The sequence below is a fragment of the Streptosporangium sp. NPDC002524 genome (genome assembly GCF_040295985.1).
Taxonomy (GTDB): Bacteria; Actinomycetota; Actinomycetes; order Streptosporangiales; family Streptosporangiaceae; genus Streptosporangium.
On the sequence record NZ_JBEOWK010000005.1, the window covers coordinates 139,835 to 153,328 of the forward strand.

The following is a 13,494-nucleotide window of genomic DNA, read 5'->3' on the forward strand; positions in this document are numbered from 1 at the left end:
GGCGTAATCGGGCACTGGCGAACCCGTGCAAGTCATCCGAAAGTGATCAGCAAGCGTGGCCGGGTAGAACCGATAGGCATGTCGTAGCGGCCCAAAAACCACAAGACCCATGCGTAACCCCTGAGACTTCTCTATAACGGAGCGAGCGACTACCTTGATCGATGATCGACTCGGCCCGCCACGAGACCTTACGGATGGCTCAGATGGATGCGTGGTTTCCCAGGAAACGACAAAACCCCGGTCGCGGTATCCGCGTCACCGGGGTGATGATCTTGTGGGCGAGGAGGGATTTGAACCCTCACGTCCTTTCGGACACACGGACCTGAACCGTGCGCGTCTGCCGTTCCGCCACCCGCCCTTGTTGGGTGCGGTCGAAACATTAGCACGGATCAGCCGGTACCCATGAACCCGGATACGATCCTCCTAGATGCGAAAGCGGAGCAGCTGGGTGCGAGAGAGCGAGGAACGAGCCAACGAGCCCCCAAGCGGCCGCGACCACATAGACGGAGGAGGGGAGGTACCCGGTGGGAGTCCTTCAGCGTTTCGAGCGGAGGCTCGAAGGTTTGGTTGAAGGGGCCTTTGCACGGGCGTTCAAATCTGACCTTCAGCCGGTAGAGGTCGCCAGTGCGGTCCAACGGGAGATGGACGAGCGGGCGGCGATCGTCGCCCAGGGACGCACTCTCGTGCCCAACGACTTCGTGGTCGAGCTGTCCACGACCGACAACGAGCGGTTGGAGGTCTACTCCGACAGCATCAGCCACGAGCTGGCCAACCTCGCCAGGGAGTACGCCAAGGAACAGGGCTACTCCTTCGTGGGGCCGGTCAGGGTCCGCTTCGAGACGGCCGACGACCTCGCGGTCGGCCTGTTCCGCATCCGCTCGGGCGTGATCCGTGGCGCGACGGTCGAGCAGGACGAGATCCGCCAGCCGGTGAGCGACGTGCCCGCCGCGAAATCCCACGCCTTCGGGGGCCGCCCCCGCCTGCTGGTGTCCACCCAGGACGACCCGCAGGGTCAGCGGTCCTTCGACCTGACAACACCGGTGACCCTGCTCGGCAGGGGCACCGACTGCGATCTGCGGCTGGTCGACCCGGGTGTGTCCCGGCACCACGCCGAGCTGCGAGTGGAGGGTCCCCTGGTCGCGCTCGTCGACCTCGGCTCCACGAACGGCACCTTCGTCAACGGCCAGCCGGTTCGCCGGGTCGAGCTCCAGAACGGCACTCGTGTGACGCTGGGGCGAACGACTCTGGTTTTCCGGCGCGATTAAAGGTAAACAGACGGTCCATGTCCGAGCTCACGCTGCTGCTGATCCGGCTCGCCTTCCTCGCGGTGCTGTGGTTCTTCGTGATTGCCGCGGTCGGTGTGATCCGGACAGACTTGTTCGGATCACGCACGGCCGCCGCCGTCCCCGCGCGCAAGGCCCCCAAGCCGGTGAAGGCCCCGGCCAAATCCAAGAAGGGGGAACCACGGGAGATGGTCGTCACCGGTGGCCCCCTGCAAGGCACCACCATTACCCTCTCGGAGACGCCCATCACCATCGGCCGGGCGAACGACGCGACGCTGGTAGTCAGCGACGACTACGCCTCCAGCCGGCACGCCCGGCTCTTCCCCCAGGACGGTCAGTGGATCGTGGAAGATCTCGGCTCCACCAACGGCACGTATCTTGACCGCTCCAAAGTCACCCGTCCGACTCCGGTGCCGCTCGGTGTTCCGATCCGCATTGGCAAGACCGTCATCGAATTGCGCAAATGACCATCGCACTCCGTTACGCCGCCCGCTCTGACGTCGGCCTCCTCCGCGAAGGCAACGAGGACTCCGCCTACGCCAGCGGCCGCCTGCTCGCCGTCGCGGACGGCATGGGCGGCCACGCACACGGCGAGGTGGCCAGCTCGGTCGCCATCGCCGAGATGTCCTCGCTCGACACGGACGCACAGGGAGGTGACCTGCTCAGCGCCATCGAGGCGGCGGTACGCGACGCCAACCGCAAGCTGCACGAGATGGTGAGTCACAACCCCAGTCTCAAGGGCATGGGCACCACCCTCACCGCCATGCTCTGGTCGGGGACGAGGGTCGCCCTGGTCCACGTCGGCGACTCCCGGGCCTACCTGCTGCGAGCCGGGGAGCTCTACCAGATCACGCACGACCACACCCTCGTGCAGTCACTGGTGGACGACGGCCGGATCACCCAGGACGAGGCCGCCACCCACCCCCAGCGGTCGATCCTGCTGCGGGCGCTCGACGGCAGCGGCGAGGTCGACCCCGACCTGTCCCTGCGCGAGGCCCAGATCGGCGACCGCTACCTGCTCTGCTCCGACGGCCTGTCCGGGGTGGTGAGCGCGGAGACCCTGCACCACACGCTCTCCACGATCGAGGATCCCGACGGGGTGGTCCGCACCCTCATCGACCTGGCCAACCGGGGCGGCGGCCCCGACAACATCACCTGCGTCCTGGCCGACGTGCTGGAGGTGGACGAGACCCACATACCGCGCACCGACGCGGCCGTGGTCGGCGCCGCCGGTTCCAGCATGCCGCGGTCGCAGCCGCCGGACACCCCGGCGGGCCGGGCCAGCGCGGTCACCATGCCGCAGCCCGTCATCTCCGACGACGACGACACCGACGAGCCGATCGTCAGGGCCGCGGCCCGACCGGCCAAGCGCCGCCGGCTGTGGCCTCTCCTGGCCGTGGCGGGCGGCGTCGTCGTCATCGGGGGCGGCTTAGGCTGGTACTTCGGCGGGCAGTGGCTGGAGGACCAGTATTTCGTGGGGGCCAAGGGCGACGAGATCGTGGTCTTCCAGGGTGTGAAGACCAACCTGGGCCCCTTCGAGCTCTTCGACGTCGAGCGCAGCACCGCCGAATCGATCACGACTCTCGGCGCGTTCCAGCAGGGCCAGGTCCGCGACGGCATCCCCGTCCCCACCGTCGAGGCCGGCCTGAAGAAGATCGAAGAGCTCAAGACGTCCGCGGCCAGATCCGACGGGAAGGACGAACCGACCGCATCCCCCAGCGCCTCCGCGTCCTCCGCGCCCGCCAGGGCTCCCGAACCCACAAGGTCACAGTAAACACATGAGCACCCCTAGCGCCGAGCCGGTCCCGCTTCCCGCCAAACGGCGGGTGGCCCAGTTGGCGATGCTCGCGTTCGCGGTCGCCATCGTGATGCTGGCGTACGCCAACGTGGGGCTGGCCCTCGACAAGCAGATCCCCTCGGGAATGGTCACCTACGGCCTCAGCCTGGGCGGCCTCATGCTCGCCGCCTACCTGGTGCTGGCCAGGTTCGCCCCCTGGGCCGACCCGCTGATCCTGCCGCTGGTGACGCTGGTCAACGGCATCGGGCTGGTGATCATCTATCGCCTTGAGGCGTCCGGCATGAAGGGTGCCTCGGCCACCAACCAGCTGCTGTGGACCGCGGTGGGGGTCGTCATGTTCTCCGTGACGCTGATCGTGCTGCGCGACCACCGCGCGCTGCAGCGTCTGACCTACACCATGGGCGCCGTCGGCCTGGTCCTGCTGATCTCGCCGCTGCTGCCGTTCATCGGCCAGGAGATCAACGGCGCCCGCATCTGGATCGGCATCGCCGGCTTCACCCTGCAGCCCGCGGAGTTCACCAAGCTCGCCCTGGTCATCTTCTTCGCCGGCTACCTGGTCGCCAAGCGCGACGTGCTCGCCCTGGCCGGGCGGCGGCTGCTCTTCATCGACCTGCCCCGGGCCCGCGACCTGGGCCCGGTGCTCATCACCTGGGGCCTCAGCCTGGGCGTGCTGATCCTGCAGAAGGACCTCGGCTCCTCGCTGCTCATCTTCGGCACGTTCATCGCGATGCTCTACATCGCCACCCAGCGCACCTCGTGGGTGCTCATCGGCATCCTGCTCTTCGTCGGTGGAGCGGTCCTGGCGGGGTTGCTCTTCGACCACGTCGCGGCCCGCTTCGAGGTCTTCCTCGACCCCGAGAACCAGGAGCTGTACGACCGCGAGTTCGGCGGCAGCTTCCAGCTCATGCAGGGCCTGTTCGCCATGGGGCAGGGCGGCGTGCTCGGCACCGGTCTCGGCCAGGGCCACCCCAACGAGATCCCGCTGGCCTTCTCCGACTTCATCTTCACCGCCGCCGGCGAGGAGCTCGGCCTGACCGGGCTGATGGCCCTGCTGATGGTGTACGCCCTGCTGGTGGAGCGCGGCCTGCGCACCTCGATCGCGGCCCGCGAGCCGTTCTCCAAGCTGCTGGCGGGCGGCCTGTCGTTCATCCTCGCCTGGCAGGTCTTCATCATCGTGGGCGGCGTGACCAACCTGATCCCGCTGACCGGCCTGGTCACCCCGTTCATGTCCCAGGGCGGGTCGGCGCTGCTGGCTAACTGGATCCTTATCGCGCTGCTGGTACGCATGTCGGATACGGCGAGGAAGCCTCCGCCCCAGGCCATCCAGGACGAAGGAATGACGCAGGTGTTCCAGCGATGAACGGTCCCCTGAAGCGCGCCGCCCTTGCCTGCATGCTCATGTTCGGCCTGCTCATGATCAACGTGAACTACCTGCAGGCCGTGCGCGCGGAGGATCTGCGCGACGACTCGCGCAACACCCGCAACTTCTACGCGCAGTACGAGGTCGAGCGCGGCCGCATCACCGCGGGCGACAAGGTGCTCGCCGAGTCGTTCGACACCGGCGACTCCGAGTTCCGCTTCGAGCGGCGCTACCCGGAGGGCAAGGTCTACGCGCCCATCACCGGGTTCTTCGCGCCCGAGAGCCAGAGCAACATCGAGCGGGCCGAGAACAGCCTCCTCGACGGGACGAGCGCCGACCTGCTGATCCGGCGCAGCATCGACCTGTTCACCGCGAAGCAGAGCAGGGGCGCCAACGTCGACCTGACGATCAACCCCAGGGCGCAGGAGGCCGCGTACAAGGCGCTGGGCGAGAGCGGCAAGAAGGGCGCGCTGGTCGCGATCGAGCCGAAGACGGGGGCGATCCTCGCGATGGTCTCGATCCCCACCTACGACCCCAACCCGCTGTCCAAGCCCAACAAGGCCGAGGTGAACGCCGCCTCCAAGAAGCTGGAGAAGGACGAGAACACGCCGCTGCTCAACCGGGCGGTCGAGCGCACCTACCCGCCGGGCTCGACCTTCAAGGTGGTCACCGCGGCCGCGTACCTGGAGAGCGACGACACCGTGGGCCCGGAGACCCAGGTCGACGCTCCGCAGCGGCTCGACCTGCCCAACACCACCGCCGACCTGCCCAACTACGGCGGCGCGGCGTGCGGTGCCGGGCGGGTGACGCTGTCGTTCGCGCTGGAGAAGTCCTGCAACACCCCGTTCGGCAAGATCGCGATGGACCTCGGCTACGAGGCGCTGCGCGACCAGGCGCTCAAGTTCGGCATCGGCGGCGAGCAGCTGGCGATCCCGATGCCGGTGGCGCCCAGCAGCATCGGCCCCGAGGAGGACCAGGCGGCCCTCGCCCAGGCCTCGATCGGCCAGCGCAGCAACCAGATGACCCCGCTGCAGATGGCCATGATCGCCGCCGGCATCGCCAACAACGGCGTGGTCATGAAGCCGTACCTGGTGAACAAGATCGCGGATTCCGAGGGCGGCGAGGTCGCGAGCGCCGACCCCGACGAGCTGGACACCGCGATGAGCGAGGACAGCGCGCGCAAGCTCCAGGAGATGATGGTCAACGTCGTCAACAAGGGCACGGCGAGCGCGGCGCAGATCCCGGGCGTGACGGTCGGCGGCAAGACCGGCACCGCGGAGACCGCCCAGGGCCGTGACCCGCACGCGTGGTTCATCTCCTTCGCCCCCGCGGAGGACCCCAAGGTCGCCGTCGCGCTGATCGTCGAGTCCGGGAGCGCCGGAAGCGACGCCTCCGGTGGTCAGACCGCGGCCCCGATCGCCAAGAGCGTGATGGAAGCGGTGCTGGGTAGATGACCGCGTTGCTCGGGGGCCGGTACCGCCCGCTGGGGCGGATCGCGTCGGGCGGCATGGGTGAGGTGTGGCGGGCGAGGGACGAGCTCCTCGGCCGCGAGGTCGCGGTGAAGCTGCTGCGCCCGCACGTGGCGGAGGATCCGGCCTTCCGCCTGCGGTTCCGCTCCGAGGCGCGCATCGCGGCCGGGCTGTCCGATCCCGGCATCGCGCAGGTCTACGACTACGGCGAGGGCGGCGGCGTCGCCTACCTGGTGATGGAGCTGGTGCCCGGACAGTCCCTCGCCGGAATCCTCGCCCGCGACGGCGCCCTGAGTCCCGAGATCACCCTCGACGTGGTCCGCCAGACCGCGATGGGCCTGCACGCCGCGCACCGGGCGGGGATCATCCACAGGGACATCAAGCCCGGGAACCTCCTGGTGACCGAGGCGGGCGTGATAAAGATCACAGACTTCGGCATCGCGAGGGCGCTGGAGGCGGTGCCGGTCACCCAGACGGGCATCCTGATGGGCACCGCGCAGTACGTCAGCCCCGAGCAGGCGTCGGGCGAACCGCTCACGCCCGCCACCGACATCTACTCGCTCGGGGTGGTCGCCTACGAGTGCCTGACCGGGCAGGCGCCGTTCCGCGCCGAGACGCAGGTGGCGATCGCCCTCATGCACATCGGCGAGCCCCCGCCGCCGCTGCCGGAGCGGATCCCGCAGGCGGTCCGCGACCTGGTCATGGCGTGCCTGGCGAAGGATCCGCTGCGGCGCCCGGCCGGCGCCAGGGAGCTGTCGGAACGGGCGGACATGCTGCTCGACGCGCTGACCGCCACCGGTGCCACCGGTCTCGGCATGCTCACCGACCCGGTGGGCTGGCGCGCGGAGCCCGCGAGCGAGTGGCCCCAGGAGGTCACCTCCGCCGTCGCCGTCCCCCTCCGGCCCGAGTCCGGCCCGGACGCGGGTCCCGGTCGGGGCGCGGGTCCCGGTCAGGGAGCGGGCTCCGGCGCGGGCTCCGGGGCGGGCGGAGGTTCCGGCGGCGGACCCGGTCACGGCGCGGGCGTCGGTGCGGGATCCGGTTCGGGATACGGCGCGGGATCCGGCGCGGGCACGACCCCGCCGGGCGCCGGTCCGGTGCGCCGCGGGCGCCGCGGCCTGCGCAGGACGACGGTGATCGTCGCCACGGTCGCGGGGTGCGCCGCCGCGGTCGGGCTGGGCGCGCTCGCGGTCCACGAGCTGACGAACCAGTCCGGTGACAGCGAGCCGGGAGAGCCGGTCGTACGGACGAGCCCGGCCACCACGTCGCCGACGGCACGGCCGACCAGAAGCAAGCCGCCGACGAGCAGACCGCCGATCTCACCGACGAAGTCGGCCCGCCCGTCGGTCACGCCGTCGGCTACGGTAAGCACATCGGCCACGCCCACCGCAAGGCCGAGCACGTCGCCACCACCCAGCCCCAGCCCGACGCCCACCCCGACACCAACCACCCCGACGGTGACACCGAGCCTCACACCGAGCACAACTCCTGAACCCGGTGACACAGACCCGCCGAATGAGGAGACGTGATGCGGCAAGGGGTCGATGATGGACACCGGTGGCCCAAGAGCGCACCGGCACCCAAGATGAACGGTAAGGGACAGTGCAGGAAATGACTCAGCCCCGACGCCTCGGCGATCGCTACGAGCTTGACGGCGTCGTCGGGCGTGGCGGCATGGCCGAGGTCTATCGCGCCCGAGACATCCGGCTGGATCGGATCGTCGCCATCAAGACCCTCCGCGCGGACCTGGCCAGGGATCACATCTTCCAGGCGCGTTTCCGCCGGGAGGCGCAGTCCGCCGCGTCACTGAACCACCCGTCCATCGTCGCGGTCTACGACACCGGCGAGGACGTCTCCGAGGGCGCGCCGGTGCCCTACATCGTGATGGAGTACGTCGACGGCCGCACGCTCCGCGACCTGCTGCGGGCCGACCGGAGGCTGCTGCCCGAGCGCGCGGCCGAGCTCGTCGACGGCATCCTGCGGGCACTGGACTACAGCCACCGCGGCGGCATCGTCCACCGCGACATCAAGCCCGCGAACATCATGATCACTCGCAACGGCGACGTGAAGGTCATGGACTTCGGCATCGCCCGCGCGATGGCCGACTCGGCCGCGACCATGACACAGACCGCCCAGGTGATCGGCACCGCCCAGTACCTCTCGCCGGAGCAGGCCAGGGGCGAGCGGGTCGACGCCCGCAGCGACCTCTACTCCACCGGCTGCGTGCTGTACGAGCTGCTGACCGGGCAGCCGCCGTTCACCGGTGACTCGCCGGTCGCGATCGCGTACCAGCACGTGCGCGAGGACCCGATCCCGCCGTCGCAGATCGACCGTGACATCCCCCAGTGGGCCGACGCCATCGTGCTCAAGGCGATGGCCAAGGACCCGGCGCACCGCTACCAGAGCGCCGGGGAGATGCGGGCCGACATCCAGCGGGCGATGTCCGGCATCCCGACGGACGCCCAGACGATGGCGCTGAGCGCCAACAACAACTACGGCTCGGCCACCCGGACGATGCAGGCCCCCGGTCCCGGCGGCCCGGGCGGTCCGGCCACCCAGCGCACCACCGCCGTCCCGGCGTACGAGTACGGCGAGGAGGGCGGCGGCCCGCGCACCGGCGGGGGCGGCCGTCGCCGGCAGCAGAGCGGCGGGAACACCGCGGTCAAGACCGCGGCGTGGATCCTCATCCCGCTGCTCGTCATCGGGGCCTTCATCGGCGTCGGCTACATGTTCCTCAGCTCGCCGGGCACCCCCACCGCCAGCGGCCAGGTGAAGATCCCGGCGCTCGCCTCGCAGACCGTGGAGGCGGCGAGCAAGAGGCTCACGGATCTCGGGCTGAAGGTGAAGGTCGTCGAGGAGTTCGACGAGGAGATCCCGAAGGACTCGGTGATCGAGAGCGACCCGGCGGCCGAGGCCGAGGTCGACAAGGGCACCGAGGTGACGCTCAAGGTCTCCAAGGGGATCGAGAAGGTCGAGGTGCCCGCCGTGCTCAACATGAGCGCGGAGGACGCCACGAAGGCCCTCGAGGACGCCGGTTTCGAGGTCAACCTGCAGACCAAGCCCTCCAGCCGCAAGCAGGGCATCGTCTTCGAGACCGTGCCCGCGGCGGGCAAGAGGGCCAACAAGGGCAGCACCGTCCGGATCTACGTCCCCAAGGAGGCGGTGGAGGTCCCGGGCGTGGTGAACCTCACGCTCGCCGACGCCAAGAACGCGCTCAAGGAGGCGGGCTTCAAGTGGAAGGTCGTCCCGGAGCCGAGTGACCTGCCCAAGGACACCGTGCTGAGCCAGTCTCCCGAGGCGGGCGGCAAGTACCAGCAGAACACGACCATCACGCTGATCGTGTCGAGCGGGGCACCGCCCGAGCCGACTGAGGAGCCGACCTTCCCCGAGGAGCAGCCGACCATTCCCGAGGAGCAGCCGACCGAGGACGCGCCCACGCAGCCCGACGACGGCACGATCTTCGAAGAGGCACCGCCCGGCGACGGGAACTGACCGGAGCACCTGACGAAGGCCCTCGCGACCGCGCGGGGGCCTTCGTCGTTTCCTGGTAGCCCGCCGGGAGAGGGGGACCGGGAACGGAGGGGCCCGGAAGCGGGGACCGGGGACCGGGAAGCGGGGAAGGCCGGGAAGGCCGGGAAGGCCGGGAAGCGGAGAGGCCCGGAAACGGGGAAGAGCCCTTCCGCCACTCGGGGGCGATGGCGGAAGGACTCTCACTGGTCAATCGTCCAGGATGGGCTCCGCGTTACAACAATCTTTCGAGCCAGTTTCCGAGCAGCCGGTGACCGTGTTCCGAGATCACCGATTCGGGGTGGAACTGCACCCCCTCGACGGGGGCGGTACGGTGGCGCAACGCCATGATCACACCGTCTTCGGTGGTCGCGGTGACCTGGAGGATCTCCGGCACTGTCTCGGGCAGCACCGCCAGCGAGTGGTAGCGCGTCATGGTCACCGGTGACGGCAGGCCGGAGAAGACGCCGCGCCCGTCGTGCGAGATCTCGCTGGTACGGCCGTGCACCAGCTCGGGTGCCCGTCCCACGGTCGCCCCGTGGGCGATGGCGATGGCCTGGTGCCCCAGGCAGACGCCGAGCAGCGGGATGCCGTGGGCCTCGCAGTGGCCGACGAGCGGGACGCTCACCCCCGCGTCCTCCGGGGTGCCGGGGCCGGGGCTGATCAGGACCCCGTCGAAGCCGCGGGTGTCCTCGACCGCGACCCGGTCGCGCGGGCGCACGTCGCAGGCGGCGCCGAGCTCGCGGAGATACTGGACGATGGTGTGGACGAAGCTGTCGTGGTTGTCGACGACGAGGACGCGGCTCATCGGCCCACGGTGGTCAGGTCGAGGGAGACGCGAGGTTCGATCCAGGGGAACACGACATACCAGAGTACGGCCGCGACCAGCCCGGCCAGCACCAGGGCGGTGAGCCCCCTGGTCACGAGGTTTCCGGGAAGCGTCCGCCAGATCCAGCCGTACACGGGACCTCCTTCCTGCCCGGGCTGTCCGGGCTTGTCCGTGTCTCTCCGGGCCTGTTCGTGTCTCTCCGTGGACCCGTCACCCGGACCGTCCGAGGCGGTCCGCGCGCTCTTCCAGCTCGCCGGAGACGATGAGCCGCTGGGCGGCCGAGTACTCCGGGTGGCAGGTGGACAGGGTGATCAGCGCTCTGGTCGGCTCGCGGTCCGGCCGGCCGGGAACCGGGGCGACCACGCCGATCTCGGCGGGGTCGACGACGCGCTTGCCGGTGACGCGGTAGGTGTAGCGGGCCTCGCGGGCGTCGACCAGGATGAGATCGCCCCGGCGGAGCTCGTCGATGCGGTTGAAGGGGGCGGCATAGGTAGTCCGATGGCCCGAAAGAACGAAATTTCCGATTTTTCCTGGCATGGCGGTTCCGGGGTAGTGGCCGGGGCCCATCCGCAGCCGATCCTGGTCGACGCCCTCCACGACGGCGTACCGGTAGTCGTCCCCGAGCCTGGGGATCGTCAGCATCGCCACCGCCCCGCCCAGCCGGATCGGCCCCGGCGGCCCGCCCCGGCCCTCTCCGGCTTCCCCGCCCGGCGGGACCCCCTCCGCCAGGAGTTCTTCGCGCAGCAGCGCCTGCTGCCCGGCGGTGTAGGAGCCGGTGCCCCACAGAAGGTAGGCGCAGAAGAGGAGGACGACCAGCCCCGCGGTGACGCTCAGGTCGCCCAGCACCCTCAGCGCCGCTCTCATGGGGTCAGGGTAGTGACCGAAAACCCCTCCGCAGCGGACCGGATCACGGGTCCGGCGCAACATTTGCCACAGGATGGTGCCCCACGGAATCGCCATGGTCCACCTGCGCCGACTATCCTTACACGGAACTTCACCCACTAGCGACTACGCTAATCGACACGGCCTGCGCACGATCCAGATCGCGCAGGGTTGACGCAGGAGAAGAACCCCAGTGCCCAAGCCCAAGACTCGTAAGAAGCCGGTCTACACCCCGCCGCAGACCTCACAGCAGGTCAAGATCAGCCCACGCTGGTTGGCGCCGGTCATGGTGACCTGCTGGATCGTCGGCATCCTGTGGATCGCCGTCTACTATGTGGCGCCCACCGCTCCCCTCCTCGGCACCCTCCAGAACTGGAACCTGCTGGTCGGGTTCGCGTTCATCATCCTCGGGGTGATCCTTTCCACCCGCTGGCGCTAGCTTTTCCACAGGTATTGTCCACACCCTGGGGAAGCATCAGGGTGTGGATCAACCGAAGATCCCGAGTTCGGCCTGGACGGCGAACGGCGGCAGCCCCAGCACCAGCGCGACCAGGACGACCAGCACCGCCGCGCAACCTCCCCACTGGATTGCGCTGCGGTTCTTCCTGGCCGGGGCGAAGGCGAAGACCGCGGCGACCAGGGCACCGGTGATCAGGCCGCCGAGGTGTCCCTGCCAGCTGATGCCGGGGACCACGAAGGTGATCACGGCGTTGGCGCCGATCAGCCACAGCACGCCCTGGGCGTTGTAGCCGAGCTTCTTGGCGAGCACGAACAGCGCGGCGAACATGCCGTAGATCGCGCCGGAGGCACCGACCGCGGCGATGCCGAACAGGTAGACGGCGACGGACCCGCCGAGCGCGGCGAGCAGATACAGCGTCAGGAACCTGGCCGACCCGAGGCGCCGCTCCAGCTCGGGGCCGATGGCGTAGAGCGCCCACATGTTGAACACGATGTGGGTCAGGGCCCACCCGCCGCCTCCCAGCGGCTGGTGCAGGAAGGCGCCGGTGATCAGGCGCCACCACTCACCGTGATAGCCGACCTCGTAGGCGTTCATCATGAAGTTGGTCAGCACCCAGTCGGTGCGCACGGTCTCGGCGGCGTACGCCAGGACGTTGATGACCAACAGCGCCCAGGTGACCCGGGGCGTGGTGACCGCCCGGCCGCCGAACACGGACTGCGCCTGCCGTACGCCCTTGTTGCCCTCGGCCACGCACTCGGGGCACTGGAAGCCCACCGAGGCGTCGCGCATGCAGTCGGGGCAGATGGGACGGTCGCAGCGCTGGCAGCGGACGTAGGTCTCACGCCCTGGATGCCGGTAGCAGGTGGGGACAACGGTGTTGTGCTCGTTGGACGGCTGGGTGGTCATGTGTGTGGCTGGCCCCTTCGAGCGTGCTGTTATCCACAGACTGCCAGCCTATTCACGATCCCGAGCACCCGTACACCCGCGAATGACCGCCGGGCCGTACCAGTCGGCCCGTTGGAGCGCGGGCGGCGGTGAGCGCCCGGACGGAGCGAGCCCTAGGGTGGCAGGGGGACGGGAGAGCCGGGGCGAGAGGCCGGGGCCGGAGGGCCGGGCTCCGAAGGGTGGGCGGAGAAAGGGTGCGGGAACGCGAACGGCGGCCTCCGCAGGAGGCCGCCGGGCGAGAGATCAGCTCTGGACGCGCTCGATGGTCACCGACTGCAGGACCACTTCCTCCGTGGGGCGGTCACGGGCGTCGGTGTCGGTCTTGGCGATGGCGTCGATGACGTCCTGGCCGTCGATCACCTCGCCGAAGATGGTGTGCTTGCCGTTGAGGTGCGGCGTGGGAACCACCGTGACGAAGAACTGCGAGCCGTTGGTGCCGCGACCGGCCTGGACGCCGGCGTTGGCCATGGCGAGCAGGTACGGGCGGTTGAAGTAGAGGTCCGGGTGGATCTCGTCGTCGAACTTGTAGCCGGGGCCGCCGACGCCCTGGCCCAGCGGGTCGCCACCCTGGATCATGAATCCGGAGATGACCCGGTGGAAGATCGTGCCGTCGTACAGCCTGTCGCTGGTCTTCTGGCCGGTCTCCGGGTGCACCCACTCGCGGGTGCCCTCGGCGAGCTCGACGAAGTTACGCACGGTCTTGGGCGCGTGATCCGGGAAGAGCTGGACCTTCACGCTACCGCGGTTGGTGTTGAGGTTCGCGATCAACTTCTCAGCCATGATCGGACTGCCCCCTTCAGGTCGTAGGAATACCTGTGCAACGTATTGCTTTTGTGGCACTTTGACGATTTCGGCCGCAGCCGCATCCCCAAGCATCCTCCCATGGGCCGTCATGATTGAGCCGCCTTCGAGCGGGAAGGGGTGGCGACGGGGCCCCAACGAATGGGGAGGTTGTTGTGCCTCT

12 protein-coding genes, 1 tRNA gene and 1 pseudogene are annotated in these 13,494 nt (G+C 69.3%); 8 read left to right on the forward strand and 6 right to left on the reverse strand.

Annotated features, from left to right (window positions below):
- Positions 1–275: 275 nt before the first annotated feature.
- Positions 276–358: transfer RNA gene (locus ABT053_RS09935), tRNA-Leu, on the reverse strand.
- Between the two features lie 166 nt (positions 359–524).
- Between ABT053_RS09935 and ABT053_RS09940 the strand changes: the two genes are divergently transcribed.
- From ABT053_RS09940 to pknB, 7 genes and pseudogenes are all read left to right on the forward strand, one after another.
- Positions 525–1,265 carry an FHA domain-containing protein gene (locus ABT053_RS09940; RefSeq protein ID WP_329088344.1) on the forward strand — a complete coding sequence of 247 codons (741 nt, stop codon included), beginning with the start codon at positions 525–527 and terminating at the stop codon, positions 1,263–1,265.
- A gap of 17 nt (positions 1,266–1,282) precedes the next feature.
- Positions 1,283–1,750 (forward strand): FHA domain-containing protein FhaB/FipA, encoded by a 468-nt coding sequence (locus ABT053_RS09945; protein ID WP_344748567.1) that lies wholly within the window; start codon positions 1,283–1,285, stop codon positions 1,748–1,750.
- Entirely contained in the window at positions 1,747–3,057 is a 1,311-nt protein-coding gene (locus ABT053_RS09950; RefSeq protein ID WP_350968542.1) for a Stp1/IreP family PP2C-type Ser/Thr phosphatase, read from the forward strand. Before ABT053_RS09945 ends, ABT053_RS09950 begins: the two co-directional genes overlap by 4 nt.
- 4 nt (positions 3,058–3,061) lie before the next feature.
- Positions 3,062–4,441, forward strand: a complete 1,380-nt coding sequence (locus tag ABT053_RS09955) for an FtsW/RodA/SpoVE family cell cycle protein (protein ID WP_350968543.1) — start codon at positions 3,062–3,064, stop codon at positions 4,439–4,441.
- Positions 4,438–5,895, forward strand: a complete 1,458-nt coding sequence (locus ABT053_RS09960) for a peptidoglycan D,D-transpeptidase FtsI family protein (protein WP_350968544.1) — start codon at positions 4,438–4,440, stop codon at positions 5,893–5,895. The genes ABT053_RS09955 and ABT053_RS09960 overlap by 4 nt, the downstream gene beginning before the upstream one ends.
- Positions 5,892–6,647: pseudogene (locus tag ABT053_RS43445) on the forward strand (protein kinase domain-containing protein); the annotation flags it as partial. The gene ABT053_RS09960 and the pseudogene ABT053_RS43445, both read left to right, overlap by 4 nt.
- Before the next feature lie 871 nt (positions 6,648–7,518).
- On the forward strand, positions 7,519–9,399 hold the full coding sequence (gene pknB, locus ABT053_RS09970) for a Stk1 family PASTA domain-containing Ser/Thr kinase (protein ID WP_350968546.1): 1,881 nt from the start codon (positions 7,519–7,521) through the stop codon (positions 9,397–9,399).
- A gap of 250 nt (positions 9,400–9,649) precedes the next feature.
- Here pknB and ABT053_RS09975 read toward each other — a convergent pair whose 3' ends face one another.
- The 3 genes from ABT053_RS09975 to ABT053_RS09985 all read right to left on the reverse strand — a co-directional run bounded on the left by ABT053_RS09975 (position 9,650) and on the right by ABT053_RS09985 (position 11,107).
- Entirely contained in the window at positions 9,650–10,222 is a 573-nt protein-coding gene (locus ABT053_RS09975; RefSeq protein WP_350968547.1) for an anthranilate synthase component II, read from the reverse strand.
- Positions 10,219–10,377: a hypothetical protein gene (locus ABT053_RS09980; RefSeq protein ID WP_350968548.1), complete on the reverse strand. Its 159-nt coding sequence runs from the start codon at positions 10,375–10,377 to the stop codon at positions 10,219–10,221. The genes ABT053_RS09975 and ABT053_RS09980 overlap by 4 nt, the downstream gene beginning before the upstream one ends.
- A 76-nt stretch (positions 10,378–10,453) precedes the next feature.
- On the reverse strand, positions 10,454–11,107 hold the full coding sequence (locus ABT053_RS09985) for a class E sortase (protein ID WP_350968549.1): 654 nt from the start codon (positions 11,105–11,107) through the stop codon (positions 10,454–10,456).
- Positions 11,108–11,318: 211 nt separating this feature from the next.
- On the opposite strand from ABT053_RS09985, the gene ABT053_RS09990 reads away from it, so the two are divergent.
- Positions 11,319–11,564: a cell division protein CrgA gene (locus ABT053_RS09990; RefSeq protein ID WP_344744891.1), complete on the forward strand. Its 246-nt coding sequence runs from the start codon at positions 11,319–11,321 to the stop codon at positions 11,562–11,564.
- Between the two features lie 48 nt (positions 11,565–11,612).
- Here the strand turns inward: ABT053_RS09990 and ABT053_RS09995 are convergent, their stop codons facing one another.
- Both ABT053_RS09995 and ABT053_RS10000 read right to left on the reverse strand, forming a co-directional pair.
- Positions 11,613–12,491, reverse strand: a complete 879-nt coding sequence (locus ABT053_RS09995; protein WP_350968550.1) for a rhomboid family intramembrane serine protease — start codon at positions 12,489–12,491, stop codon at positions 11,613–11,615.
- Positions 12,492–12,773: 282 nt separating this feature from the next.
- Complete coding sequence (locus ABT053_RS10000; protein ID WP_350968551.1) at positions 12,774–13,310, reverse strand: peptidylprolyl isomerase; 537 nt, start codon at positions 13,308–13,310, stop codon at positions 12,774–12,776.
- Positions 13,311–13,494 lie beyond the last annotated feature (184 nt).

Coding starts and splice junctions, on each gene's coding strand:
- ABT053_RS09975 (WP_350968547.1), bottom strand. CDS start 10,222: ATGAGCCGCGTCCTCGTCGTCGACAACCACGACAGCTTCGTCCACACC.
- ABT053_RS09960 (WP_350968544.1), top strand. CDS start 4,438: ATGAACGGTCCCCTGAAGCGCGCCGCCCTTGCCTGCATGCTCATGTTC.
- ABT053_RS09985 (WP_350968549.1), bottom strand. CDS start 11,107: ATGAGAGCGGCGCTGAGGGTGCTGGGCGACCTGAGCGTCACCGCGGGG.
- ABT053_RS10000 (WP_350968551.1), bottom strand. CDS start 13,310: ATGGCTGAGAAGTTGATCGCGAACCTCAACACCAACCGCGGTAGCGTG.
- ABT053_RS09955 (WP_350968543.1), top strand. CDS start 3,062: ATGAGCACCCCTAGCGCCGAGCCGGTCCCGCTTCCCGCCAAACGGCGG.
- ABT053_RS09995 (WP_350968550.1), bottom strand. CDS start 12,491: ATGACCACCCAGCCGTCCAACGAGCACAACACCGTTGTCCCCACCTGC.
- ABT053_RS09945 (WP_344748567.1), top strand. CDS start 1,283: ATGTCCGAGCTCACGCTGCTGCTGATCCGGCTCGCCTTCCTCGCGGTG.
- pknB (WP_350968546.1), top strand. CDS start 7,519: ATGACTCAGCCCCGACGCCTCGGCGATCGCTACGAGCTTGACGGCGTC.
- ABT053_RS09950 (WP_350968542.1), top strand. CDS start 1,747: ATGACCATCGCACTCCGTTACGCCGCCCGCTCTGACGTCGGCCTCCTC.